The organism is Streptomyces lasiicapitis (genome assembly GCF_014646335.1).
Lineage (GTDB): Bacteria > Actinomycetota > Actinomycetes > Streptomycetales > Streptomycetaceae > Streptomyces > Streptomyces lasiicapitis.
The window spans coordinates 14,939-37,663 of record NZ_BMNG01000014.1; the positions used below are offsets into that span (position 1 = coordinate 14,939).

The following is a 22,725-nucleotide window of genomic DNA, read 5'->3' on the forward strand; positions in this document are numbered from 1 at the left end:
CCCCTGCCGGGGTCGGCAGCGCGGAAAGCCGCCGCACAGGAGGCCCGGCCACGATGTCCGGACCCTCTGACACCATGGTTCATGTGAGCTTCCCGTATAGCGCCCCAGTTTCGCAGACTCTTTTCGACCGTGCGGCGGCCGTGACGCCCGGCGGTGTGAACTCCCCCGTGCGGGCCTTCCGCGCGGTGGGCGGTACGCCCCGTTTCATGGTGTCCGGTACCGGTCCGTACCTGACGGATGCCGATGGACGCGAGTATGTAGACCTCGTGTGTTCCTGGGGACCGATGATCCTCGGGCACGCCCACCCCGAGGTGATCGCCGCCGTCCAGGAGGCCGTCGCCCGCGGCACCTCGTTCGGTACGCCGGGTGAGGGCGAGGTGGCCCTCGCCGAGGAGATCGTCGCCCGGGTCGGCCCGGTCGAGCAGGTCCGCCTCGTCTCCAGCGGCACGGAGGCGACGATGTCCGCCATCCGCCTCGCCCGCGGGTTCACGGGCCGCGCCAAGGTCATCAAGTTCGCCGGGTGCTACCACGGGCACGTGGACGCGCTCCTGGCCGCGGCCGGGTCCGGCGTCGCGACGTTCGGCCTGCCGGACACGCCGGGCGTCACGGGCGCCCAGGCGGGCGACACCATCGTCCTCCCGTACAACGACATGGAGGCCGTGCACGAGGCCTTCCACAGGTATCCCGGCGAGATCGCCTGTGTGATCACGGAGGCCTCGCCCGGAAACATGGGCGTGGTGCCGCCGCGGCCCGGATTCAACGAGGGCCTGAAGTCCGCGTGCGCGAAGAACGGCGCGCTGTTCATCTCCGACGAAGTCATGACCGGATTCCGGACAAGTAAAGCCGGATGGTTCGGAGTTGACGGAGTGACACCCGACCTCATGACCTTCGGAAAGGTCATGGGCGGCGGATTCCCGGCCGCCGCATTCGGTGGCCGCGCCGATGTGATGGGGCATCTCGCGCCCGTCGGCCCGGTTTATCAGGCGGGCACGCTCTCCGGTAATCCCGTCGCCACGGCCGCGGGTCTCGCGCAGTTGCGGCTGCTCGACGACGCGGCGTACGAGAAGGTGGACGCCGTCTCCGCCGAGTTGCGCGCACTCGTGAGCGACGCGCTGAACAAGGAAGGCGTCGCGCACCGCCTGCAGAACGCCTCCAATATGTTCTCCGTGTTCTTCGCCGACCGAGAGGTCCGCAATTACGAGGACGCGAAGGCGCAGGAGTCGTTCCGCTTCACCGCGTTCTTCCACTCGATGCTGTCGCAGGGCGTGTATCTGCCGCCGTCGGCCTTCGAGTCCTGGTTCGTCTCCACCGCCCACGACGAGCGCGCCATCGAGCGCGTCGCCGCCGCCCTGCCGGGGGCCGCGCGCGCGGCCGCCGAAGCCACGAATTCCCCGGAGGCCACCGCATGACCGCGGCAAGCACGCCCGCCGACGGCGAGCTGACCGTCGTCCACCTGATGCGCCACGGCGAGGTGCACAACCCCGACGGGATCCTGTACGGCAGGCTCCCCGACTACCACCTCTCCGACCTGGGGCGGCAGATGGCCGACCGCGTCGCCGAGCACCTGTCGTCGCGGGACGTCACGCACGTCGTGGCCTCCCCCCTCGACCGGGCCCAGGAGACGGCCACCCCCATCGCCAAGGCGCACGGCCTCGACCTGGCCTCCGACGCGCGCCTCATCGAGGCCGACAACGTCTTCGAGGGCAAGACCTTCGGGGTCGGCGACGGCGCCCTGAAGAACCCGGAGAACTGGAAGCACCTGGTCAACCCCTTCAAGCCGTCCTGGGGCGAGCCGTACGTCGAGCAGGTCGTGCGGATGATGGGCGCACTCGACGCCGCGCGCGACGCCGCGCGCGGGCACGAGGCCGTGTGCGTCAGCCATCAGTTGCCGATCTGGATCGTGCGGAGCTTCGTGGAGAAGCGGCGTCTTTGGCACGACCCGCGGAAGCGGCAGTGCACGCTCGCCTCTCTCACTTCGTTCACTTACCGCGGCGACAAGATCGTTTCTGTGGGTTACTCGGAGCCTGCTCGGGATCTTGTTCCGAAGCATCTTCTGGCGGGGGCAAAGCCGGTGAAGGGCAAGAGCAAGGCATTCGGTGCCTGACGCTTGCGTCGGCGCTTCCTGTGTGTCCGCTGTGTGCGCCGGGTAATTGCGCGGACACCCTATGGCGCGAAATGTCTTCTCCCTGTAATAGATCCCATATAGGCGTAGCTGTTCGGAACCTGCCCCTTCATCGCACCCTCTAAGGAGTCGTCCTTCCGCCCGGGGAGGACAGAGGCGCGATGAATGGGGTTGGAATGCGCGACGACAGCCGCACGGATATGGGCGGTGGAGCGCCCGCTACCGGCCGGAACTCCCTGAGTCGCCGAGGTGCGATCGGACTTGGAGTCGGTGCCGCGGCGGCCTTCGGCCTGACTGCCTGCGGCTCCGGTTCCGGCGATTCGGGATCGGGCGCGGACGCGGCCAAGGACGGAAACGGAAAGCCGGGCGAGCCGAGCCGCCCCGCGAAGCCGATCGGCGACGGTTCCACGGCATTCACCGGCAAGCAGCCGAACCAGCCCGAGAAGCCGCGCCCCCTCGAGCCGGGCGAAACGCCCCCGCAGTTCGTCGTGTTCTCCTGGGACGGCGCCGGCGAAGTCGGCAACGGACTGTTCCCGCGCTTCCTGAAGCTCGCGAAGGAGCACGACGCGCGGATGACGTTCTTCCTCTCCGGGCTCTATCTGCTCCCCGAATCCAAGAAGCGGCTCTACCGGCCGCCGAACAACGGCGTCGGCGCCTCCGACATCGGTTATCTCACCGACGGTCACATCAAGGACACACTGAAGTACGTGCGGCAGGCGTGGCTGGAGGGCCATGAGATAGGCACGCACTTCAACGGCCACTTCTGCGCCGGCACCGGTTCCGTCGGGAACTGGACGCCCGCCCAGTGGCAGTCCGAGATCGACCAGGCCAAGTCCTTCGTGACGAAGTGGCGTACGAACACCGGCTGGGACGACCTGCCGCCGCTGCCCTTCGACTACGAGAAGGAACTCATCGGCGGCCGCACCCCCTGCCTGCTCGGCCAGGACAACCTGCTGCCGACCGCCAAGAAGCTCGGCTGGCGCTACGACGCCTCCTCGCCGGGCGGCCGCCAGAAGTGGCCCGACAAGAAGATGGGCATCTGGGACCTGCCGCTGCAGGCCGTGCCCTTCCCCGGCCACTCCTTCGAGGTCCTCTCGATGGACTACAACATCCTGGCCAACCAGTCGAAGAACTCCACCAAGGCCCCGCCGGCCAACTACCCGGGCTGGCGCAAGCAGGCCACCGCGGCCTACCTCAAGGGCTTCGAGCGGGCCTACGGCTCCAACCGCGCCCCCTTCTTCATCGGCAACCACTTCGAGGAGTGGAACGGCGGCATCTACATGGACGCCGTCGAGGCCGCCCTCAAGGGCATGGCCGGCAAGAAGGACGTACGCCTGGTCTCCTTCCGGCAGTTCGTGGACTGGCTCGACGTGCAGAAGCCCGAGGTCCTCGCCAAGCTGCGCGGCCTGGAGGTCGGGCAGAAGCCGGCCGGCGGCTGGAAGAGCTACCTCGGCGGCGCCTCGTCCGACAGCCGCACGGACGCCGAGAAGGACAACGCGGCCTGACCGGCGCCGGGCAACGCGGCCTGAACTCGCCCGGAAAGCCCGTCTGAAATGGGACTTTCCGCTACTGCGGGGGGCGTCGAAGATCCCCGAAACGGGCATGCGAAACTTTTCACATGAGTGCCGCCTGCCGCGCCCCCCGCAGCCCGAACCGCAGCCTCCGTCGAAGCGCCCGCAGTCGTCGCAGTCGCGCGACGCTGCTGGCGGCGGGCGCCGCGGCGGTTGCCCTGACCCTGTCGGCGTGCAGCTCGGGCGGCACCTCCGGCGGCTCCGGCAAGACCAACTTCATCACCGGCAAGGACGGCATCGCCACCGTCAAGAAGGGCGACCGGCACGACGCGCCCGGCCTCGACGGCGAGACCCTCGACGGCAAGCAGCTGAGCATCGACGACTACAAGGGCAAGGTCGTCGTCCTCAACGTCTGGGGCTCCTGGTGCCCGCCCTGCCGGGCCGAGGCGCCGAACTTCGTGAAGGTCGCGGCCGCCACCAAGGGCGACGTGCAGTTCGTCGGCATCAACGCCCGCGACCCGCAGAAGGGCCCGGCGATCTCCTTCGAGAAGGACTACAAGGTCACCTACCCGAGCCTGTACGACCCGATGGGCAAGCTGATGCTGCGCTTCCCCAAGGGCACGCTGAACCCGCAGTTCATCCCGTCGACCATCGTCGTCGACCGGGACGGCAAGATCGCGGCGCGCTCCCAGCAGCCCCTCAACGAGGAGAAGCTGCGCAAGATGGTCGACCCCGTGATCGCGGAGAAGTGAGCGCCTTGTCCGCCACCCTCGCCACCACGACGCTCGCCGCGTACGGCCAGAACGACACCGTCATGAGCGGCGCGCTGCTGCTCGCCCTGCCGCTCGCCCTCCTCGGCGGGCTCGTGTCGTTCTTCTCCCCGTGCGTCCTGCCGCTCGTGCCCGGCTATCTGTCGTACGTCACCGGCGTCAGCGGCACCGACCTCGCCGACGCCCGGCGCGGGCGGATGGCGGCGGGCGCCACCCTCTTCGTGCTCGGCTTCACCGTCGTGTTCGTCTCCGGCGGCGCCCTCTTCGGCTACTTCGGCCAGAACCTCCAGGACTACCAGAGCGTCATAACGCGAGTCCTCGGCGTCCTGATGCTCGTGCTCGGGTTCTTCTTCATGGGCCTCATGCCCTGGCTCAGCCAGCGCGAGTTCCGCTTCCACAAGAAGCCCGCCGTCGGGCTCGCGGGCGCGCCGCTGCTCGGCGCGCTCTTCGCCGTCGGCTGGGCGCCCTGCGTCGGACCGACGCTCGCGTCCGTGAACGCGCTCGCGATGAGCGAGGCGAGCGCCGGGCGCGGGGCCCTGCTGAACGTGGCGTACTGTCTGGGACTCGGGCTGCCGTTCATCATCGCGGCGGTCACCTTCCGCAAGGCGCTCGGCGCGTTCGGCTGGGTCAAGCGGCACTACGTGTGGGTGATGCGCGCGGGCGGCGGCATGATGATCGTGACCGGCCTGCTGATGCTGACCGGCGTCTGGGACAGCGTGCTTCAGCAGATGCAGGTCTGGAGCAACGGTTACTCGGTGGGGATCTGATCCATGAGCAAGACCACGACCAGCGCCGACCGCGACGCCACCGGCGCCAAGGGCGACCGTGACACCACCGGCGCCCAAGACGAAGTCGGCGAACTCGGCGCCGCGGGCGCGCAGCTCTCCACCGCCCCCCTCGACGACGCCGCGGGCCCCGCCTCCGGGCCGAACATGCCCGCGCTCGGCGTCATCGGCTGGATCCGCTGGTTCTGGCGGCAGCTCACCTCGATGCGGGTCGCGCTCCTGCTGCTCCTGCTGCTTTCCCTCGGCTCGATCCCGGGCTCGCTGATCCCGCAGGAGAACCCCGACGCGCTGAAGGTCGAGGACTTCAAGGCGGCCCACACCACGCTCGGGCCGCTCTACGACAAGCTCGGCCTCTTCCACGTCTACAGCTCGGTGTGGTTCTCCGCGATCTACATCCTGCTGTTCGTCTCGCTCATCGGCTGCATCGTGCCGCGCACCTGGCAGTTCGTCGGCCAGCTCCGCGGCCGCCCGCCGGCCGCCCCCAAGCGGCTGACCCGGCTGCCCGCGTACACGACCTGGCGCACCGAGGCCACGCCCGACGAGGTGCACGAGGCCGCGCGGCACCTGCTGAAGCAGCGCCGCTTTCGCGCGCACGAGACGGGCGGGTCCGTCGCCGCGGAGAAGGGCTATCTGCGCGAGGCCGGGAACCTGATGTTCCACGTCGCGCTGATCGTGATGCTGATCGCCTTCGCCGCCGGACAGCTCTTCAAGTCCGAGGGCGGCAAGCTGATCATGGAGGGCGACGGCTTCTCCAACACCCTCACGCAGTACGACGACTTCAAGTCCGGCAGCCTCTTCGACACCGAGAACCTCGCGCCGTTCAGCTTCAGGCTGGACCGCTTCGAGGGGACGTACGAGAACTCGGGCCCCGAGCGCGGCACCGCCCGCACCTACAAGGCCCACGTCACGTACAGCGAGGGCGCGCACGGTCCCGAGAAGAAGAAGGCCATCGAGGTCAACAAGCCCCTTGAGGTCGACGGCTCGAAGGTCTACCTCATCGGCCACGGCTACGCGCCCACCGTCACCGTCCGCGACGGCAAGGGCAAGGTCGTCCAGCGGGTCTCCGTGCCGCTGCTTCCCATCGACTCCATGGGTACGGCCACCGGCGCCATCAAGATCCTCGACGGCTACCGGAACAAGGACGGCAAGAAGGAGCAGCTCGGCTTCAACGCCTTCTTCGTGCCGACGTTCGCCGGTGAGGGCAACGGCCAGATGTTCTCCCAGTTCCCCGCGCCCTTCAATCCGCGGCTCGCGCTGTCGGCGTACCACGGCAGCCTCGGCGTGGACTCCGGTGTGCCGCAGAACGTGTACCAGCTGGACACGCGGAAGATGAAGAAGTTCAAGGACGCCAAGGGCGAGCTGCTGAAGAAGCGGCTGAAGATCGGCGAGACCCTGAAGCTGCCCGACGGCGCAGGCTCGATCACCTTCGACAAGGAGCTCAAGCAGTGGGCGAGCTTCCAGATCTCGCAGGAGCCCAGCAGCAAGTGGGCGCTCGGCGGCGCGATCGCCGCCATCGCGGGCCTCGCCGGTTCGCTGTTCATCTCGCGGCGCCGCGTGTGGGTCCGGGCCACGGCGGGCGCCGACGGCGTCACCGTCGTGGAGATGGCGGGCCTCGGCCGCAGCGAGTCCGCGAAGGTCCCCGAGGAACTCGGCGTCCTGGCCGCAGCCCTGCACGAAACCGCGCCGAGCGCGCCGGACGCGGACACGGACCCTGACACCGGGTCCGACACCGACACGGCCGCCGAGTCGACCGAAGCCGGTGCCGAAGCCGGTGCCGAAGCCGACTCCAAGACCCCGTCCGACCCCGACCCCACCCCCGATGTTGTTCCTGCCGAAGGGGCTGAGAAGTGACTCTCGCCACCACCCTCGCCGCCGAGCCGAACGAGAACCTCGCGCACATCAGCAACGTGCTGATCTACTCCGCGATGGCCGTCTATCTGCTGGCCTTCTTCGCGCTCATGGCGGAGTGGCTGTTCGGCAGCCGCAGCAAGGTCTCCCGCACCGCCGCCGCGCTCACCGCGCAGACCGGTGACGCCGCCGCGCCCGCCGCCAAGGCGGCTGGTTCTTCCGGTCCCGCCGTCACCGTCCGCGCCAAGGGCGGCACGGCCACCCTGGAACGCCCCAAGCAGGCGGCCAAGGCGGCCGAATCCGGCGCGCCGAAGGTCGTCACGCGCGCCGCCGCGGGCAGCCGCGACGTGCCGGACGGCCCCGGCGCCGCCGCGGGCGACGAGCAGGGCGACCTCTACGGCCGCATCGCCGTCTCCCTCATCGGCCTCGGTTTCCTCATCGAGGTGGGCGGTGTCGTCACCCGCGCCATGTCGGTGCAGCGGGCGCCGTGGGGCAACATGTACGAGTTCAACATCACCTTCTCCTCGGTCGCCGTCGGCGTCTTCCTGACGCTGCTCGCCCTGAAGAAGAACGTGCGCTGGATCGGCCTGCCGCTGATCACCTCGGTCCTGCTCGACCTCGGCCTCGCGGTCACCGTCCTGTACACCGAGTCCGACCAGCTCGTCCCGGCCCTGCACTCGTACTGGCTGTGGATCCACGTCTCCACGGCGATCTTCTGCGGCGCCGCGTTCTACGTCGGCGCGGTCTCCACGATCGCGTACCTCTTCAAGGACAGTTACGAGGCCAAGCTGCAGAGCGGCGGCACGCCCGGCCGCTTCGCGACCTCCGTCATGGAGCGGCTGCCCGCGTCCGCCTCGCTCGACAAGTTCACGTACCGCATGAACGCGGCGATCTTCCCGCTGTGGACGTTCACGATCATCGCGGGCGCGATCTGGGCGGGCGACGCCTGGGGCCGCTACTGGGGCTGGGACCCCAAGGAGGTCTGGTCCTTCATCACCTGGGTCGCGTACGCCTGCTACCTGCACGCACGCGCCACGGCGGGCTGGAAGGGCCGCAAGGCCGCCTACCTCGCCCTGATCGCCTTCGGCTGCTGGCTGTTCAACTACTACGGCGTCAACATCTTCGTGAGCGGCAAGCACTCGTACGCCGGGGTCTGATCCGGCGGTCGGCAGGGGCCGGTTTCTGTGGCGCGGGTCACAGGAACCGGCCTTTGTCGTACGGACAGTTAGAGGGCGTGGACACGAATCAGGGGGAACTCGCGGCACAGCGGCGGCAGGCGCGCGTACGGATCCGGGGCTCGGACCCCGACGCCTTCGGCGAACTCTTCGACGCCTACGCCCGCTCCGTCTACAACCACGCCTACCGCCTGACGGGCGACTGGTCGGCGGCCGAGGACATCGTCTCGCTCACGTTCCTGGAGGCGTGGCGGCTGCGCGAGAAGGTGGACGTCGACGGCGGTTCGCTGCGCCCGTGGCTGCTCGGCATCGCCACGAACGTGACCCGCAACCAGCGCCGCGCCGCCCGCCGCCACACGGCCGCCATGGCCCGCCTCCCGCGCGACGAGTCCGTCGCCGACTTCGCCGAGGAGGTCGCGGGACGCGTCGACGACAAGGAGCAACTCGCCCTTGTCCAGGCTGCGTTGGCGAAGCTGCGGCGCGCGGAGCGTGAGGTGCTCGCGCTGTGCGTGTGGTCGGGGCTCGGGTACGAGGCGGCGGCAGCGGCGTTGGACATTCCGGTGGGGACGGTACGTTCGCGGCTCTCCAGAGCCCGTACAAAACTCGCGAAAGCGATGGAACCGCCCCAGGGGCGCGGACAGGTGAGAGGTGACCGCGCGACCGCGGTCAGGCCCATCCAGGAGGGAAACCGATGAAGTCCCAGGCCGACCCCGACTTCCCGACCTCCCCGTCGCCGAGCGAGCGGGACCTCCCGCCGGGCCGTCACCTTCTGCTCAGGGAGCACCTGATGACCGAGATCCGGCAGAGCGAGAGCAAGACCCGGGCCGAGGCCCCCGAGCCCGCCGCTCCGCGACGGCGCAAGCCGTGGCTGCGGCCCGTGCTCGTCGCGGGCGCGGTGGCCGCGTCCGTCGCGGCGGGGCTGCTCGTCGCCTCGCCGTTCGGCGGCGACTCGGCGGAGGCCGCGCCGTCCAAGGAGGCGGTGGCCATGCTGAAGGAGATCGCGGCGGCCGCGAAGCGCTCGCCCGCGCCCAAGGACGTACGGGACGACCAGTTCACCTACATCAAGAGCAAGGTGGCCTACAGCTCGGAGGAAGGGCTGGACCCCCTGCACCAGCGGGAGATCTGGCTGTCCGTGGACGGCAGGCACACAGGGCTGCTGCACGAGCCCGTGAACGACCACAAGAACGTGCGCATGAAGCCGGAGCTGCCCCTGGCCGATTACGACAGCAACTACCGCAACCTGGAGAAGCTGCCGACCGACCCGGTCAACATGTTCGACTGGCTGAACAAGGTGGCCGACCGGGACAGCAACGGCAAACCCTTCGTGGTCGTCGGCGACATCACCCGCGAGGCCCTGATGCCGCCGGAGCAGGCCGCCGCCCTCTACCTCGCCGCGGCGAAGATCCCCGGCGTGGAGCTGGACGACGACGCCGTCGACGCGGCGGGGCGGCACGGCGTCGCCATCACCTGGGAGAACGACGGGACGCGCGAAGAGCTGCTCTTCGACAGGAAGACCAAGGCGTACCTGGGCGAGCGCAGCGTCCTGACGGAGGACAAGCCGTTCGGCAAGAAGGGCGAAGTGTTGGCCGACACCGCCGTCCTGGAGCGGAAGGTCGTCGACAAGGCGGGCGAACGCCCGTAGCGGGACGCCGCCGGGTGCGTGACCCCGGGGGACGTGTGCGTGAGGCTTGGCCCATGAGCGAAAGCAACGAAGCTGTCGAACACGGGACGAGCCGGACACGGGGGGACACGCACACGCTGCACTGGGTGCTGAACCTGCAGCACCCCGTGGCGGAGGTATGGGCGGCGGTGGCCACCCCGGAGGGACTGCCGGGGTGGCTCGCCGCCGCCGACGTGCTGGAGCCGCGCCTCGGCGGGGCGGTCACGCTGCGCTGGCTCACTGTGCCTGCTCAGGGGGCTCCGCCCCCGGGTCCCGACCCTGCCGTCGCCGTGCACTCGGGCCGCGTCACCGCGTGGGACCCGGACGTCGTCGCCGAGTACAGCATCGACCTGCACGGGCGGTGCCGGTTCCACCTGGAGCCGGCCGGCACCGGACGGTCGACGCTGCGCTTCACCAACGAACTGGTCAGCGACGACTCGTTCCGGCGGGACTGCCTCGCCGGGTGGCACCACCACTTCGAGTTCCTGGTGGACGCGCTGGGGGGCAGGCCGAAGGATTGGTCGACGTGGAGTGCGGACCGCTGGAGCGAGCTGCGAAGCCAGTACGACTAGGCGCGTGTCGTTGGTTTCCTCACGTGACCGTGATCGCGTCCAGCTGCGCCCGCAGATATACGTGCGAGTCCGTGCCGCGAACGTCCGTGCCCGGGTCGCACTCGTAGAAGTACACGAGCGACATCAGCTCCTCGGTGGGCGCGTCCGCCGGCGGCGGGAGCACGCGGTGGCGGCCCGAGCGCCAGCGGCCGTCCGTCCAACGGGCCATCAGGTCCCCGATGTTGATGGTGAACGCGTCCGGGTCGAACGGCGCGTCCTGCCAGCCGTCGGCGTCCGTGAACACCTGGAGTCCGCCGCGGCCCGCCTGCCGGTCCAGGACGGTGACCGTGCCGAAGTCCGTGTGCGCGCCGATGCGGAACTGGCCCGGCTGCGGTTCGCCCAGGACGTCCCTGGCCGGGTACCAGTTGATGTTGAAGCCCCAGGTGGGGTGGCCGGTGTGCCGGGTGAAGCAGTCCTCGTTCTCGCCGAGGGTGACGGCGAGCAGTTCGAGGAGCTCGTCGGAGAGGGTCCGCATCTGGGCCAGGTACGTCTGTACGTCGGCGCGCAGGGCCGGGGTTTCGCTCGGCCAGGTGTTGGGGGCGAACCACTCGGCGTCGACCTTCGCGTTGCCCGTCGGCTCGTCCGCGGCGAAGGAGAAGGACTCCTTCAGGTCGGGTGGGGAGGGGGCGCCCTCGGCGTACGAGTTCGCCTCGGCGCCGGGGCCGAGCCAGCCGCGGCCGCCGACCTTGGCGGTGTACGCCTCTTTGGTGGCGGGCGGGAGCAGGAAGAAGGCGCGGGCCTCGCGGCGGATGGCCGCCCGCAGGGCGGGGTCGACGCCGTGGCCGGTCACCAGGAGGAACCCGGCCGTGCGCAGCCCTTCGTCCACGGCGGAGATGATCTCGGCGCGAGCGCGGGGACTGGCGGTGCGCCAGCTACGCAGGTCGACGGTGGGGATCGTCATGCCCTCATGTTGCCCTCGCGGGGCGCCCCAGACCCGCCCCTTCACCGTAACCAGGGGCTGCCGCCCCTGGACCCCGCTATCGGCGCTCCGCGCCTCGTCCTCAAACGCCGGACGGGCTAGAAGGGGGCTGGGCTGGGCGGCAGCCCAAGAAGGGCGGGTGGGTGGGGAAAAAGCCCGCCCGGCGTTTGAGGGCGAGGCGCGGAGCGCCGAAAAGCGGGGGAGAGGGGGCGCAGCCCCCATCAGGGGATCAGGTCAGGGCTCGTCGCGGTTGTCGCGGTCCTTCTCAAGGCCCTTGAGGAAGTCGGGGTTGTCGTCGGGGGCGACCCAGCCCCCACGGGGGCGGCCGCTGCGCCCGCCGGCGGGTGCACGCTTCTTACCGGTCACGAACCACGCGATCGGCCCCAACAACACCTCACCGAACAGCAGCACGATGATGACCCACACCACCTTCGGCAGGTGCCGCACTTCCTTCTCGGGGGTGTTGAGGACATCGATGAACGCGTAGATCCACACGGCCAGGACCAGCAGGAACGGCAGATACCTGAGCATGTGTAGGAGTTCCCCCAGGGAGCGGAGTGGGGGCGCCGGACGCCCCCGGTGACCTGGCCAGGGTAGCCGGTGACCGATACTTGACCGCATGGCTTATGACGATCTCCGCTCTCTGCTCCGGGCCCTGGAGCGCGAGGGCGATCTCAAGCGCATCAAGGCCGAGGTCGACCCGTATCTGGAGGTCGGCGAGATCGTCGACCGCGTACAGAAGGCCGGCGGCCCCGCCCTGCTGTTCGAGAACGTCAAGGGCAGCGCGATGCCGCTCGCGATGAACGTGTTCGGCACGGACCGGAGGCTGCTCAAGGCCCTCGGCCTGAAGTCGTACGGCGAGATCAGCGAGAAGATCGGCGGGCTGTTGAAGCCCGAGCTGCCGCACGGTTTCGTCGGCGTCCGGGAGGCCTTCGGGAAGCTCGGCGCGATGGCGCACGTACCGCCGAAGAAGGTGAAGGACGCGCCGGTGCACGAGGTCGTGCTCACCGGCGACGACGTCGACCTGGACCAGCTCCCGGCCCTCTTCACCTGGCCGAAGGACGGCGGGTCCTTCTTCAACCTGGGGCTCACCCACACCAAGGACCCCGAGTCCGGCATCCGCAACCTCGGGCTCTACCGCCTGCAGCGCCACGACAAGCGCACCATCGGCATGCACTGGCAGATCCACAAGGACAGCCGGAACCACTACCAGGTGGCGGCGAGGAGGGGCGAGCGGCTGCCGGTCGCGATCGCCTTCGGGTGTCCGCCCGCCGTGACGTACGCGTCCACCGCTCCGCTGCCCGGCGACATCGACGAGTACCTCTTCGCGGGCTTCCTCCAGGGCAAGCGCATCGAGATGGTCGACTGCAAGACGGTGCCGCTCCAGGTGCCCGCGCAGGCGGAGGTCGTCATCGAGGGCTGGCTGGAGCCCGGCGAGATGCTGCCCGAGGGGCCGTTCGGCGACCACACCGGTTTCTACACGCCGCAGGAGCCCTTCCCCGCGCTGACCATCGACTGCGTGACGATGCGCAAGCGTCCGCTGCTCCAGTCGATCGTGGTCGGCCGTCCGCCGACGGAGGACGGCCCGCTGGGCCGCGCCACCGAGCGGTTCTTCCTGCCGCTGCTGAAGATCATCGTGCCGGACATCGTGGACTACCACCTGCCCGAGGCGGGCGGCTTCCACAACTGCGCGATTGTCGCGATCGACAAGAAGTACCCGAAACACGCGCAGAAGGTCATGCACGCCGTCTGGGGCGCGCACATGATGTCCCTGACCAAGTTGATCGTGGTCGTGGACTCCGACTGTGATGTGCACGATCTGCATGAAGTCGCGTGGCGTGCGCTCGGCAATACCGACTACGCCCGTGATCTGAGCATCGTCGAAGGACCCGTCGACCACCTCGACCACGCCTCGTACCAGCAGTTCTGGGGCGGCAAGGCGGGCATCGACGCGACGAAGAAGTGGCCCGAGGAGGGCTACACCCGGGACGGGGGCTGGCCCGACATGGTCGAGTCCGATCCGGACACGGCGGCGAAAGTCGACCGCCGCTGGAGGGAGTACGGCCTGTGAGTTCCGCTTCCGCCGCGCTGCCCCAGCCGCAGCCGAGCCGTACGAGGGCCTTCCTGCGGCTCGTCATGATCGAGCACTCCGTCTTCGCGCTGCCCTTCGCCTACATCGCCGCCCTGACCGCGATGTTCCAGTGGGACAAGAACATCCACTGGGGGCGGCTGCTGCTCGTCACCATCTGCATGGTCGGTCTGCGTACGTTCGCCATGGCCGCGAACCGGATCATCGACCGCGAGATCGACGCCCGCAACCCCCGCACCGCGCACCGCGAGTTGGTCACCGGCGCCGTCACCGTGAAGTCCGCCTGGACCGGCGCGCTGATCGCGGTCGTCGTGTTCCTGGGCTCGGCCGCGCTGCTCAACCCGCTGTGCCTGGCGCTCGCGCCGGTCGCGGTGATCCCGATGGTCGTCTATCCGTACGGCAAGCGGTTCACCAACTTCCCGCAGGCGATCCTGGGCCTCGCCCAGGCCATCGGCCCGGTCGGCGCATGGCTCGCGATCACCGGCGAGTGGTCGTGGACGGCCGTCATCCTGGGCCTCGCGGTGGGCGTGTGGATCGGCGGCTTCGACCTGATCTACGCCTGCCAGGACGTGGAGACGGACCGCGAGGTCGGCGTGCTGTCGGTGCCCGCGCGCTTCGGGATCCCCGCCGCGATCCGGGGCGCGCGCGTCTGCCACGCGATCACCACGGCGCTCTTTGTCTGGTACGCCGTGGAGACCGACGCGGGCCCGTTCCTCTGGCTCGGCCTGGTGATCGTCGCCGGTGCCTTCCTCTACGAACACACCCTCGTGCGCCCGCACGACCTGTCCCGCCTCAACCGCGCCTTCTTCCAGGTCAACGGCTTCATCGGGATCGCGCTGTTCGGCTGCGCCCTGCTCGACCTGCTCGTCCGCGGCCTCACGGTCTGAGGGGCGGGGGCGGGCGCGTACGGCGATGGATAGGCTTCACAGTGTGAACGCAGGAGATACGCAGCGTAGGCCTTGGATCGTGGGGGTGTCCGGCGCTTCAGGGACGCCCTATGCCGCCTCGGTGCTGCGGGGGCTGCTCGCGGCCGGGGAGAGCGTGGACCTGGTGGTGTCGCGGGCCTCGCGCCTTACGCTGCTCGACGAGACGGGCATCGCGTTCCGCGACGCGCACTGGCGGGACGACCTGGTCGAATGGCTGGGGCGCGGGGCCGACGGGAAGCCGGGGACGTTCCGCGTCGACGTGTCCGACGTGCGGTACTGGGCGGCCGGGGACCTGGCCGCGGGGCCGTCGTCGGGGTCGTACGCCACGAAGGGGATGCTGATCGTGCCGGCGTCCACGGCGGGTGTCGCCGGTGTCGCGCTCGGGCTTTCGAAGGACCTGCTGCAGCGCGCGGCGAGCGTGACGCTCAAGGAAGGCCGACGGCTTGTCGTCTGCGTACGCGAGACACCGCTGGGCGGACAGACGCTGAAGCACCTGGTGAGCCTGGACGAGGCGGGCGCGATCGTGCTGCCCGCCTCTCCGGCGTTCTACGCGGGGGCGACGCACATCCAGGATCTGGTGGACTTCGTCGCGGGGCGGGTGCTGGACGCGGCAGATGTGCCGCACGAGCTGTACCGCCGGTGGAAGGGGGAGCTCGGGAGCTCCCGTGAGGGTTAGCCCTTCTTCGCGGCGCGGGGCTTCTTGCCCTTGCGCGCTGCGGTGGCGGACTGGTGGGCACGCGAGCGGTTGGCCAGATCCTGCAGCTCGCGCATACGGGCGTAGGCCATCTCGATCGTGTACACGGGGAACACTCTCCAAGGATTCGAAGGATCGTCGTTGATCGGCTGAGATTCCGAAAGATTCACAGGGCCTAGACCCTGCAACGCCTTAGATTCTACACGTAGACTCGGGAAAACGCTAAATAATGAAAGGCTCAGACCTATGGACGCCGTGGACAGGCAGCTCATCCAGGCTCTGCGCGAGAACGGCCGCGCCTCCTACGCCGAGCTCGGGCGCCTCGTCGGCCTCTCCGGCCCCAGCGTCACCGACCGCATCAACCGCCTGGAGGCGGCCGGCGTCATCACCGGCTACCGCGCGACGGTCGACTCCGCGTCCCTCGGCCTCGGCGTCACCGCGCTGATCGGCATCTCGCTCTCCGACGCCGCCGACCACGAGGACGTGGCGCGCCGCCTTCGGGACCTGCACGAGATCGAGGACTGCTGGTTCATCGCGGGCGACGACTCGTACATGCTCAAGGTGCGGGTCTCCGACGTGGACGGCCTGGAGAAGACGATCCGCAGGCTCAGCGGCACGAAGGGGGTCTCGCGGACGCGTACGACGATCGTGCTGTCCACGAAGTGGGAGAACCGGGTCGGGGAATTGCCGGAAGAGGTCTAGGCGTACCGTTGGTCGGGTCTGTCGCAGGTCGTCGGAGAGATTGAGGTACGGGCACATGGACGCAGGGCTCAAGCGCGATCTTGAGGAGAAGGTCCGCGCCGGTGAGCGGCTGTCCCGCGAGGACGGCGTCGCCCTGTACGAGTCCGACGACCTGGCCTGGCTCGGCGGTCTCGCCCACGAGGTGCGCACCCGCAAGAACGGCGACGTCGTGCACTTCAACGTCAACCGTCACCTCAACATGACGAACGTGTGCACCGCCTCCTGCGCGTACTGCTCCTTCCAGCGCAAGCCGGGGGAGAAGGACGCGTACACGATGCGCATCGAGGAGGCGGTGAAGCTCGCCAAGGCGATGGAGGGCGAGAACCTCACCGAGCTGCACATCGTCAACGGCCTGCACCCGAACCTGCCGTGGCGCTACTACCCGCGCTCCCTGCGTGAGCTGAAGGCCGCGCTGCCGTCCGTCTCCCTCAAGGCCTTCACCGCCACCGAGATCCACCACTTCGAGACGATCTCCGGCCTCACCGCCTCGGAGATCCTCGACGAGCTGATCGACGCCGGTCTCGAGTCGCTGACCGGCGGCGGCGCGGAGATCTTCGACTGGGAGGTCCGGCAGCACATCGTGGACCACCGCACCCACTGGGAGGACTGGTCCCGGATCCACCGGCTCGCCCACGAGAAGGGGCTCAAGACCCCGGCCACGATGCTGTACGGCCACATCGAGGAGCCGCGGCACCGTGTCGACCACGTCCTGCGGCTGCGTGAGCTCCAGGACGAGACCGGCGGCTTCCAGGTCTTCATCCCGCTGCGCTACCAGCACGACTTCGTCGACATGAAGGACGGCAAGGTCCGCAACAAGCTGCAGGCCCGCACGAAGATGGCCTCCGGCGCCGAGGCCCTGAAGACCTTCGCGGTCTCCCGCCTCCTCTTCGACAACGTCCCGCACGTCAAGGTCTTCTGGGTCATGCACGGCGTCGCCACCGCGCAGCTCGCCCTGCAGCACGGCGCCGACGACATGGACGGCTCCGTCGTCGAGTACAAGATCACCCACGACGCGGACAACTTCGGCACCCCGAACAAGCTCGGCCGCGACGACCTCCTCGACCTCATCCGCGAGGCGGGCTTCCGCCCGGTCGAGCGCAACACCCGCTACGAGACGATCCGCGAGTACCCCGGTCCCGACCGGGAGCTCCGCGAGACGCCGCAGCCGATGCGGTTCTGAGCCCCCCGACCCCCCTCGTACACGGCGCGGGCCCCGTGCTTCACTGGAAGGGCTCGTCCCGCTCGGGCACTCTCGGGCTATTTCGGAACGGAAGAGTGGATTGACATGCTCCGCTACACGCTGATGCGCCTCGGGGTCTTCGCGGGCTGCTTCTTGGTCGTCTGGGGCCTCGTCTACTCCGGCGTCGTACCGCGCGGCCTCGGCGGCTCCAACCTCCTGTGGGTGGCCCTGCTCTCGCTGGTGATCTCGGCGCCGATCAGCTTCATCGTGCTGCGCAAGGAGCGCGACCGCGCCTCGGAGAAGGTCGTGGCGAAGGTCGACAACGTCAAGGCCAGCCTGGAGCGCAACCGCACGCAGGAAGACACCGCCGACGACGCGGCGCGCACCGCGCAGTCGTAGGACAACGCGGACCGGCGCGCGCCGCGCAGCCGTAAGGTTCGTCACACACGTCACGTACGCAGAAAACCCCGGTACCGGAGCATGCCGCTCCGCTACCGGGGTTTCGCCGTTCCTGAGACCCTGAGGGCTCCTCCTACCTCAAACAAGTCCTTTGATGAACTCAAAGTTCAAGTGTTAACGTGTTCGACATGAAGACAGCAGCCATCCACCGCATGCCCATGAGCGTCCCGCTCGTGGCGCGGCTGCACGTCGATCTCTGCCGCTGCATGTCCGCGGCCTGTCGCGTCATCTGAACGACTTCGACATCTGCACTGCAGCGGCGCCCGTGACCCTTCGCGGTCGCCGCTCCTCACGTCCCCCGTCTTTACCCGGAGTGTGTCCGTGTCCGCGAATTCCGCGTCCCCCGCCGAGGAGCCCAAGTCCGGGTTCCGGATACCCAAGTTCCTCAAGATCCCCTTCTGGGCCCAGATCCTCGGCGGTCTGGTCCTCGGTGTCCTGCTCGGCTGGCTGGCCCGCAGCCAGGACATCAGCTGGCTGGTCACCACCCTCTCGAAGGTCGGTGACACCTTCATCGGCCTGCTGAAGCTGGCCGTCGCCCCGCTGGTGTTCTTCGCCATCCTGATCTCGATCACCAACCTGCGTAAGGTCAACAACGCCGCCCGGCTCGCGACCCGCACGCTGCTCTGGTTCATGATCACCTCGCTGATCGCGGTCGCCATCGGCCTCGTCATCGGCCTGGTCACCAACCCGGGCGCCGGCACAGGCCTGACCCCGAAGGACGGCGCCAAGCCCGAGCACGAGGGCTCCTGGATCGACTTCCTCACCGGGATCATCCCGACCGACGTCATCACGCCCTTCACCGAGCTGAACGTCCTGCAGATCGTCTTCATGGCCGCCGTCGCGGGCATCGCCATCCTCAAGATCGGCGACGAGAAGGCCAAGCCGATCCTGGACCTCAGCGAGTCCGTCCTCGCGCTGCTCCAGAAGGCCCTGTGGTGGGTCATCAAGCTCTCCCCGATCGGCACCATCGGCCTCATCGGCTTCGCCATCGCGGACTACGGCTGGAACCTCATCAGCAAGTACGCCACGTTCACCGCGGACATCTACATCGGCTGCGCCCTGGTGATGTTCGGCGTCTACCCGCTGCTGCTCGCGTTCGTCGCCAAGGTCAACCCGCTGCAGTTCTTCAAGGGTGCCTGGCCCGCGATCCAGCTCGCCTTCGTCTCCCGCTCCTCCGTCGGCACCATGCCGGTCACCCAGCGGGTCACCGAGCGTCTCGGCGTACCGAAGGAGTACACGTCCTTCGCGGTGCCCTTCGGCGCCACCACCAAGATGGACGGCTGCGCCGCGATCTACCCGGCGATCGCCGCGATCTTCGTCGCGCAGATCTTCGACGTGAACATGGGCATCAAGGAGTACCTGCTCATCGCGTTCGTGTCGGTGGTCGGCTCCGCCGCGACGGCCGGTCTGACGGGCGCCACGGTCATGCTGACCCTGACCCTCTCCACCCTGGGCCTGCCCATGGAGGGCGTCGGCCTGCTCCTGGCCATCGACCCGGTCCTGGACATGATGCGCACGGCCACGAACGTCGCAGGCCAGGCGCTGGTGCCGGTCGTGGTCGCGGCCCGCGAGAAGATCCTCGACCGGGAGGCGTACGACAGTGCCTCGGCGTCGCCGCTGGAGGAGCCGCTGCCCGCCACGGCGTGAGCATGCGGCCGCTCGTCCGCGCGGCCGTCGTCCTTCAGCCTTCGGCTGAGATCGTGCCCCGTACCGGGATTCCGGTGCGGGGCGCGGTCGTTGGGGGGACCTTGCGGGGGGATGAGCGGTGGTTGATCTCCGGATGATGTCCGGGCGACCTACGGGTGGGGCGAGGGCCGCCGTACGCTGATCGGTGGACGGTTGGTGCGGAAGGCGGGGGCCGGGGTGGCGGATGTGAAGGCCGTGAGTGCCGTGAAGGCTGCGACAGCGGCGAAGGCTGTGCCCGCTGCGAAGTCGGCGAAGGCGGCCAGAGCCGCGAAGGCTGCGCCCGCTGCGAAGTCGGCCAAGGCGGCGCCTGCTGCGAAGTCCGCCAAGGCCGTGCGGCAGAAGCGGATGCCCCGGGCCGTGCGGGAGCGGCAGATGCTCGACGCGGCGGTGCACACCTTCGGCCAGCGCGGCTACCGGGCCGCGTCCATGGACGAGATCGCCGAGCTCGCCGGAGTCTCCAAGCCGCTCGTCTACCTCTACCTGAACTCCAAGGAAGACCTCTTCACCGCCTGCATCCGCCGCGAGGCCGCCGCGCTCACCGACGCCGTGCGCGACGGCGTCACCCCCGGCGAGCCCGCCGACCGCCAACTCTGGGACGGGCTGCGGGCGTTCTTCACGCACACCGCCGAGCACCCCGACGCCTGGGCCGTCCTGCACAGCCAGGCCCGCACGGTCGGCGAGCCGTTCGCCGCCGAGGTCAACGTGTTGCGCGAGGAGATCGTCGCCTTCGTGACGACGCTCATCGCGGAGGCCGCCCGCGAGGCCCACCACGACCCGTCGCTGCCCGACCGCGAGGTCGCGGGCCTCGCCCACGCGCTGGTCGGCGCGGCCGAGTCGCTGGCCGGCTGGTCCATCACGGAACCGTCCGTCTCCGCCAACCAGTCCGCCGCGACGCTGATGAACTTCGCCTGGGCGGGGCTCGGCAACCTGATGGAGGGGCGGCGGTGGCTACCGCCCCGGTAGCCGGTCCGGCTCCGGGGCCTTCGTCGTAGCCGTCAGATGCACCCGGCCCGAAGGCCCGCGCAGCTCGAAGGCCTCGCTGTCGGCGGCGTACGTCACCACGCCGGGCAGGAGAACGATGCTTCTGAAGTGGGCGGAGACGTACTGGGGGGTGGGGCTGCCGCTCGAATCGGCCCCGGTCCCGGCCCCCGCCCCGGCCTCGCGTCGGTGCTCGGCGACGCAGCGCGCCAGCGTCCACATGCCGTGCGCGATGGCGCGCGGGAAGCCGAAGAGGCGGGCCGTGAACGGATACAGATGGATGGGGTTGCGGTCGCCGGACACGGCGGCGTAGCGGCGCCCCAGGTCCGTCGGGAGCCGCCAGTCGGCGAGGGCGGGAAGGGGGTCGGGCTCCGCCGGGGGAACGGGAGCGCTAGTGGCGCCGGTGGCTCTGCGATGGCGGGACAGATACGTGCTGCGGGACTCCCACACCGGCGTGCCGCCGACGGCCACGAGGGTGACGACCGTGACCTCGGTGCCACGCCGGTGCGGTGTCAACTTCTCGGTGTACGTGGTGACTTCGAGCTCCTCGTCGGGCAGCAGGGCGCGCTGCTGGACGATCTCGACGGACGTGTGCACGAGCCCGAGCAGCGGGAGCGGGAAGTCGCGGGCCGCCATCAGCCGCATGGTGAGCGGGAACGCGAGGACGTGGGGGTAGGGGAGGGGGAGCGGGGCGTCGCCCCTGATGCCCTCGTGCTCGGGGGCGAACCCGCAGAGCCGCTCGTAGGCGATGAGTTGCTGGATGTCGACCCGTACGCGGGCGGTACGGGCGCCGGAAGGCGGGGTGGCGCTCGGGCGGGGCGGCCGTCGCTTGAAGGGGGAGAGGGCCGCTCCCCGGAGGAGGGTGAGCGCGAGGGAGGTCATGGGGGACCTTTCTGGCAGCGGGGCGCCGGTCGCGGGACGGGGGCGAGGAAAGGGCCTACGCGCCCAGAAGGCTCTGCCCGCACACACGGATCGTCTGCCCGTTGACGGCCCCCGTGGCCAGCCATGCCACCGTCTCCGCGACGTCCACGGGAAGCCCGCCCTGGCCAAGGGAGTTCATGCGCCGCCCCGCCTCCCGGAGGAGCAGCGGCACCGCCGCGGTCATGCGGGACTCGATGAACCCGGGGGCGACCGCGTTCACCGTCACCCCGTACTCCGCGAGAGCGCGGGGCGCGAGGCACCGTACGAAGCCGACGACACCGGCCTTGCTGGCCGCGTAGTTGGTCTGCCCGGCGTTACCGGCGAGACCCGAGATGGATGCCGTGGCCACGATCCGCCCGCCCCGGCGCACCGTCCCGGACTTGAGCAGGAAGTCCGTGGTGCGAAGGACGCTCGCGAGGTTGACGTCGACGACCGAACTCCACCTGTCCGCAGCCATGTTGGCGAGCCTGCGGTCACGGGTGATGCCCGCGTTGTGCACGAGGATGCCGAGGTCGCCCGGCAGCGCGGCGGCGATCCGCTCGCCCGCGTCGTTCGCGGTGATGTCGAGGGGCAGCGCGGTGCCGCCGACGCGCTCGGCGACCCGGACCAGCTCCTCCTCGGCCGACGGCACGTCGAGCACCACGACCCGCGCCCCGTCCCGGGCAAGGACCTCCGCCACGGCGGCCCCGATCCCGCGCGCGGCACCGGTGACGAGAGCGGTACGGCCCGCCAACAGCCGTGCCGGGTGCGGCAGTTCGATCACGGGCTCGGAGCCGGGGCCCGCGCCCGCGTCGGCCACCACGGCTGCCTCGAAGTCCGCGTCGGCCCAGGCCTCCGCCTCCGCCGCCACCTCGTCCGCGGCCTCGATGACCTGCCCGCTGACGTACGCAGACTTGGGCGAGAGCAGGAACCGCAGCGTCGCCTCGGCGGCGGGCGCGGACGGCGTACGGACGAGCTGGACCGTCCTGCCCCGGCCTATCTCCTTGCCGAGCGAGCGGACGAAGCCCTCCAGTGCCTGCTGGGCCGCGGCCTGGTGATGGTCGTCGGGGGAGAGCGGCGCGCCCAGGACGACCACGCGCCCGCTCGGGGCTATGGAACGTACGACGGGGTGCAGCGTGGTGTGCACGTCGGCGAGCGCGGCAACCGTCGAGACGCCGGTCGCGTCCAGGACGACAGCGGCGGGACGGCGGCTGCCCAGCGGTCCGGCGTGCGGGGGAAGGCCCGTACGGGTCAGGGCCTCGTGCAGGCCGGCGAGCGGGATGTCGCCCGCGGTGAGGAGCAGCAGCGGCCCGCCGAGGCGCGGGCGGCGCGGTGACCAGCGGTGCAGGGGGACGGGCTGGGGCAGGCCGAGTCTGCGGGTGAGGAACCGGCCGGGGGCGGTGCGGGTGAACGTGACGTAGCGGTCGGCCATGGGTGAAGCTCCTGGCTAGGTCGTGCTCGGTCCTGAATGCCTGAGCTCCGGAATGCCTGAGCTCCCGAGTCCTGAATTTACTTCCCAGTAAGGTTACTTGGGAGTCAGTCGGCCGGTCGAGGGGGCGGCCGGAGAAGGATCGAGGGGTGAGAGCGCTCGTACCGGCGCGTTCGACGGAGCGGGCGCCGGGCCGGGCCCGTCACGGAGAGTGACTGAGCTGAACGGGCGAGGTGGCTTCC

General features: G+C 69.7%; 23 protein-coding genes. 18 read left to right on the top strand and 5 right to left on the bottom strand.

Annotation, left to right across the window (positions count from 1 at the left end):
- Positions 1-74 precede the first annotated feature (74 nt).
- The 10 genes from hemL (at position 75) to IEY91_RS28920 (ending at position 10,443) form a co-directional block, all read left to right on the top strand.
- Entirely contained in the window at positions 75-1,409 is a 1,335-nt protein-coding gene (hemL, locus tag IEY91_RS28875; RefSeq protein WP_164328297.1) for a glutamate-1-semialdehyde 2,1-aminomutase, read from the top strand.
- Positions 1,406-2,104, top strand: a complete 699-nt coding sequence (locus IEY91_RS28880) for a histidine phosphatase family protein (protein WP_189176256.1) — start codon at positions 1,406-1,408, stop codon at positions 2,102-2,104. Before hemL ends, IEY91_RS28880 begins: the two co-directional genes overlap by 4 nt.
- Positions 2,105-2,298: 194 nt before the next feature.
- Complete coding sequence (locus IEY91_RS28885; RefSeq protein WP_189176257.1) at positions 2,299-3,627, top strand: polysaccharide deacetylase family protein; 1,329 nt, start codon at positions 2,299-2,301, stop codon at positions 3,625-3,627.
- Positions 3,628-3,740: 113 nt separating this feature from the next.
- Positions 3,741-4,385 carry a TlpA family protein disulfide reductase gene (locus IEY91_RS28890; RefSeq protein WP_189176258.1) on the top strand — a complete coding sequence of 215 codons (645 nt, stop codon included), beginning with the start codon at positions 3,741-3,743 and terminating at the stop codon, positions 4,383-4,385.
- A gap of 62 nt (positions 4,386-4,447) precedes the next feature.
- Positions 4,448-5,170 carry a cytochrome c biogenesis CcdA family protein gene (locus IEY91_RS28895; protein ID WP_164328295.1) on the top strand — a complete coding sequence of 241 codons (723 nt, stop codon included), beginning with the start codon at positions 4,448-4,450 and terminating at the stop codon, positions 5,168-5,170.
- Positions 5,171-5,173: 3 nt separating this feature from the next.
- Entirely contained in the window at positions 5,174-7,039 is a 1,866-nt protein-coding gene (gene resB / locus IEY91_RS28900; RefSeq protein WP_189176259.1) for a cytochrome c biogenesis protein ResB, read from the top strand.
- Positions 7,036-8,193 carry a c-type cytochrome biogenesis protein CcsB gene (gene ccsB, locus IEY91_RS28905; protein ID WP_189176260.1) on the top strand — a complete coding sequence of 386 codons (1,158 nt, stop codon included), beginning with the start codon at positions 7,036-7,038 and terminating at the stop codon, positions 8,191-8,193. The genes resB and ccsB overlap by 4 nt, the downstream gene beginning before the upstream one ends.
- A 77-nt stretch (positions 8,194-8,270) precedes the next feature.
- On the top strand, positions 8,271-8,906 hold the full coding sequence (locus IEY91_RS28910) for an RNA polymerase sigma factor (protein ID WP_189176261.1): 636 nt from the start codon (positions 8,271-8,273) through the stop codon (positions 8,904-8,906).
- The gene (locus IEY91_RS28915; RefSeq protein WP_189176262.1) at positions 8,903-9,853 is read left to right on the top strand and encodes a CU044_5270 family protein; all 951 of its coding nucleotides are present in this window, start codon (positions 8,903-8,905) and stop codon (positions 9,851-9,853) included. Before IEY91_RS28910 ends, IEY91_RS28915 begins: the two co-directional genes overlap by 4 nt.
- A 53-nt stretch (positions 9,854-9,906) precedes the next feature.
- Positions 9,907-10,443 (top strand): SRPBCC domain-containing protein, encoded by a 537-nt coding sequence (locus tag IEY91_RS28920; protein ID WP_189176263.1) that lies wholly within the window; start codon positions 9,907-9,909, stop codon positions 10,441-10,443.
- A gap of 19 nt (positions 10,444-10,462) precedes the next feature.
- Here the strand turns inward: IEY91_RS28920 and IEY91_RS28925 are convergent, their stop codons facing one another.
- Positions 10,463-11,383 carry an isopenicillin N synthase family dioxygenase gene (locus tag IEY91_RS28925; RefSeq protein ID WP_164322040.1) on the bottom strand — a complete coding sequence of 307 codons (921 nt, stop codon included), beginning with the start codon at positions 11,381-11,383 and terminating at the stop codon, positions 10,463-10,465.
- A gap of 252 nt (positions 11,384-11,635) precedes the next feature.
- Positions 11,636-11,932, bottom strand: a complete 297-nt coding sequence (locus tag IEY91_RS28930) for a PLDc N-terminal domain-containing protein (RefSeq protein WP_164322038.1) — start codon at positions 11,930-11,932, stop codon at positions 11,636-11,638.
- A gap of 88 nt (positions 11,933-12,020) precedes the next feature.
- Here IEY91_RS28930 and IEY91_RS28935 point away from each other — a divergent pair, with 88 nt between their 5' ends.
- From IEY91_RS28935 to IEY91_RS28945, 3 genes are read left to right on the top strand one after another with little or no spacing between them, the layout of a single operon-like run.
- Positions 12,021-13,472, top strand: a complete 1,452-nt coding sequence (locus IEY91_RS28935; protein WP_189176264.1) for a menaquinone biosynthesis decarboxylase — start codon at positions 12,021-12,023, stop codon at positions 13,470-13,472.
- A complete protein-coding gene (gene mqnP / locus IEY91_RS28940) occupies positions 13,469-14,377 on the top strand; it encodes a menaquinone biosynthesis prenyltransferase MqnP (protein WP_164322035.1) in 909 nt (302 codons plus the stop codon). The genes IEY91_RS28935 and mqnP overlap by 4 nt, the downstream gene beginning before the upstream one ends.
- Before the next feature lie 25 nt (positions 14,378-14,402).
- Positions 14,403-15,092 carry a UbiX family flavin prenyltransferase gene (locus IEY91_RS28945; RefSeq protein WP_164322033.1) on the top strand — a complete coding sequence of 230 codons (690 nt, stop codon included), beginning with the start codon at positions 14,403-14,405 and terminating at the stop codon, positions 15,090-15,092.
- Here the strand turns inward: IEY91_RS28945 and IEY91_RS42400 are convergent.
- Complete coding sequence (locus IEY91_RS42400) at positions 15,089-15,217, bottom strand: hypothetical protein (protein WP_268240930.1); 129 nt, start codon at positions 15,215-15,217, stop codon at positions 15,089-15,091. The two genes, IEY91_RS28945 and IEY91_RS42400, sit on opposite strands and share 4 nt — an antisense overlap.
- A 139-nt stretch (positions 15,218-15,356) precedes the next feature.
- Here IEY91_RS42400 and IEY91_RS28950 point away from each other — a divergent pair, with 139 nt between their 5' ends.
- From IEY91_RS28950 to IEY91_RS28970, 5 genes are all read left to right on the top strand, one after another.
- Positions 15,357-15,812, top strand: coding sequence for an Lrp/AsnC family transcriptional regulator (locus tag IEY91_RS28950; RefSeq protein WP_164322031.1), 456 nt, complete (start codon positions 15,357-15,359; stop codon positions 15,810-15,812).
- A 55-nt stretch (positions 15,813-15,867) separates the two neighbouring features.
- Positions 15,868-17,031 carry an aminofutalosine synthase MqnE gene (mqnE, locus tag IEY91_RS28955; RefSeq protein WP_189176265.1) on the top strand — a complete coding sequence of 388 codons (1,164 nt, stop codon included), beginning with the start codon at positions 15,868-15,870 and terminating at the stop codon, positions 17,029-17,031.
- A 105-nt stretch (positions 17,032-17,136) separates the two neighbouring features.
- Positions 17,137-17,430, top strand: a complete 294-nt coding sequence (locus IEY91_RS28960; RefSeq protein WP_164322027.1) for a DUF4229 domain-containing protein — start codon at positions 17,137-17,139, stop codon at positions 17,428-17,430.
- A gap of 381 nt (positions 17,431-17,811) precedes the next feature.
- A complete protein-coding gene (locus IEY91_RS28965) occupies positions 17,812-19,137 on the top strand; it encodes a dicarboxylate/amino acid:cation symporter (protein WP_189176266.1) in 1,326 nt (441 codons plus the stop codon).
- Between the two features lie 384 nt (positions 19,138-19,521).
- Positions 19,522-20,139 carry a TetR/AcrR family transcriptional regulator gene (locus IEY91_RS28970; RefSeq protein WP_189176386.1) on the top strand — a complete coding sequence of 206 codons (618 nt, stop codon included), beginning with the start codon at positions 19,522-19,524 and terminating at the stop codon, positions 20,137-20,139.
- On the opposite strand, the gene IEY91_RS28975 is transcribed toward IEY91_RS28970, so the two are convergent.
- Complete coding sequence (locus IEY91_RS28975) at positions 20,125-21,036, bottom strand: MaoC family dehydratase (RefSeq protein WP_189176267.1); 912 nt, start codon at positions 21,034-21,036, stop codon at positions 20,125-20,127. The two genes, IEY91_RS28970 and IEY91_RS28975, sit on opposite strands and share 15 nt — an antisense overlap.
- A 55-nt stretch (positions 21,037-21,091) precedes the next feature.
- Positions 21,092-22,486 carry a 3-oxoacyl-ACP reductase gene (locus tag IEY91_RS28980; protein ID WP_189176268.1) on the bottom strand — a complete coding sequence of 465 codons (1,395 nt, stop codon included), beginning with the start codon at positions 22,484-22,486 and terminating at the stop codon, positions 21,092-21,094.
- Between the last annotated feature and the right edge of the window lie 239 nt (positions 22,487-22,725).

Excerpts from the sequence above, each read along its gene's own strand:
- hemL (WP_164328297.1), top strand. The coding sequence starts at position 75 with ATGGTTCATGTGAGCTTCCCGTATAGCGCCCCAGTTTCGCAGACTCTT.
- IEY91_RS28880 (WP_189176256.1), top strand. The coding sequence starts at position 1,406 with ATGACCGCGGCAAGCACGCCCGCCGACGGCGAGCTGACCGTCGTCCAC.
- IEY91_RS28885 (WP_189176257.1), top strand. The coding sequence starts at position 2,299 with ATGCGCGACGACAGCCGCACGGATATGGGCGGTGGAGCGCCCGCTACC.
- IEY91_RS28890 (WP_189176258.1), top strand. The coding sequence starts at position 3,741 with ATGAGTGCCGCCTGCCGCGCCCCCCGCAGCCCGAACCGCAGCCTCCGT.
- IEY91_RS28895 (WP_164328295.1), top strand. The coding sequence starts at position 4,448 with ATGAGCGGCGCGCTGCTGCTCGCCCTGCCGCTCGCCCTCCTCGGCGGG.
- resB (WP_189176259.1), top strand. The coding sequence starts at position 5,174 with ATGAGCAAGACCACGACCAGCGCCGACCGCGACGCCACCGGCGCCAAG.
- IEY91_RS28915 (WP_189176262.1), top strand. The coding sequence starts at position 8,903 with ATGAAGTCCCAGGCCGACCCCGACTTCCCGACCTCCCCGTCGCCGAGC.
- IEY91_RS28920 (WP_189176263.1), top strand. The coding sequence starts at position 9,907 with ATGAGCGAAAGCAACGAAGCTGTCGAACACGGGACGAGCCGGACACGG.
- IEY91_RS28925 (WP_164322040.1), bottom strand. The coding sequence starts at position 11,383 with ATGACGATCCCCACCGTCGACCTGCGTAGCTGGCGCACCGCCAGTCCC.
- IEY91_RS28930 (WP_164322038.1), bottom strand. The coding sequence starts at position 11,932 with ATGCTCAGGTATCTGCCGTTCCTGCTGGTCCTGGCCGTGTGGATCTAC.
- IEY91_RS28935 (WP_189176264.1), top strand. The coding sequence starts at position 12,021 with ATGGCTTATGACGATCTCCGCTCTCTGCTCCGGGCCCTGGAGCGCGAG.
- IEY91_RS28945 (WP_164322033.1), top strand. The coding sequence starts at position 14,403 with ATGGATAGGCTTCACAGTGTGAACGCAGGAGATACGCAGCGTAGGCCT.
- IEY91_RS28950 (WP_164322031.1), top strand. The coding sequence starts at position 15,357 with ATGGACGCCGTGGACAGGCAGCTCATCCAGGCTCTGCGCGAGAACGGC.
- mqnE (WP_189176265.1), top strand. The coding sequence starts at position 15,868 with ATGGACGCAGGGCTCAAGCGCGATCTTGAGGAGAAGGTCCGCGCCGGT.
- IEY91_RS28960 (WP_164322027.1), top strand. The coding sequence starts at position 17,137 with ATGCTCCGCTACACGCTGATGCGCCTCGGGGTCTTCGCGGGCTGCTTC.
- IEY91_RS28970 (WP_189176386.1), top strand. The coding sequence starts at position 19,522 with ATGCCCCGGGCCGTGCGGGAGCGGCAGATGCTCGACGCGGCGGTGCAC.
- IEY91_RS28975 (WP_189176267.1), bottom strand. The coding sequence starts at position 21,036 with ATGACCTCCCTCGCGCTCACCCTCCTCCGGGGAGCGGCCCTCTCCCCC.
- IEY91_RS28980 (WP_189176268.1), bottom strand. The coding sequence starts at position 22,486 with ATGGCCGACCGCTACGTCACGTTCACCCGCACCGCCCCCGGCCGGTTC.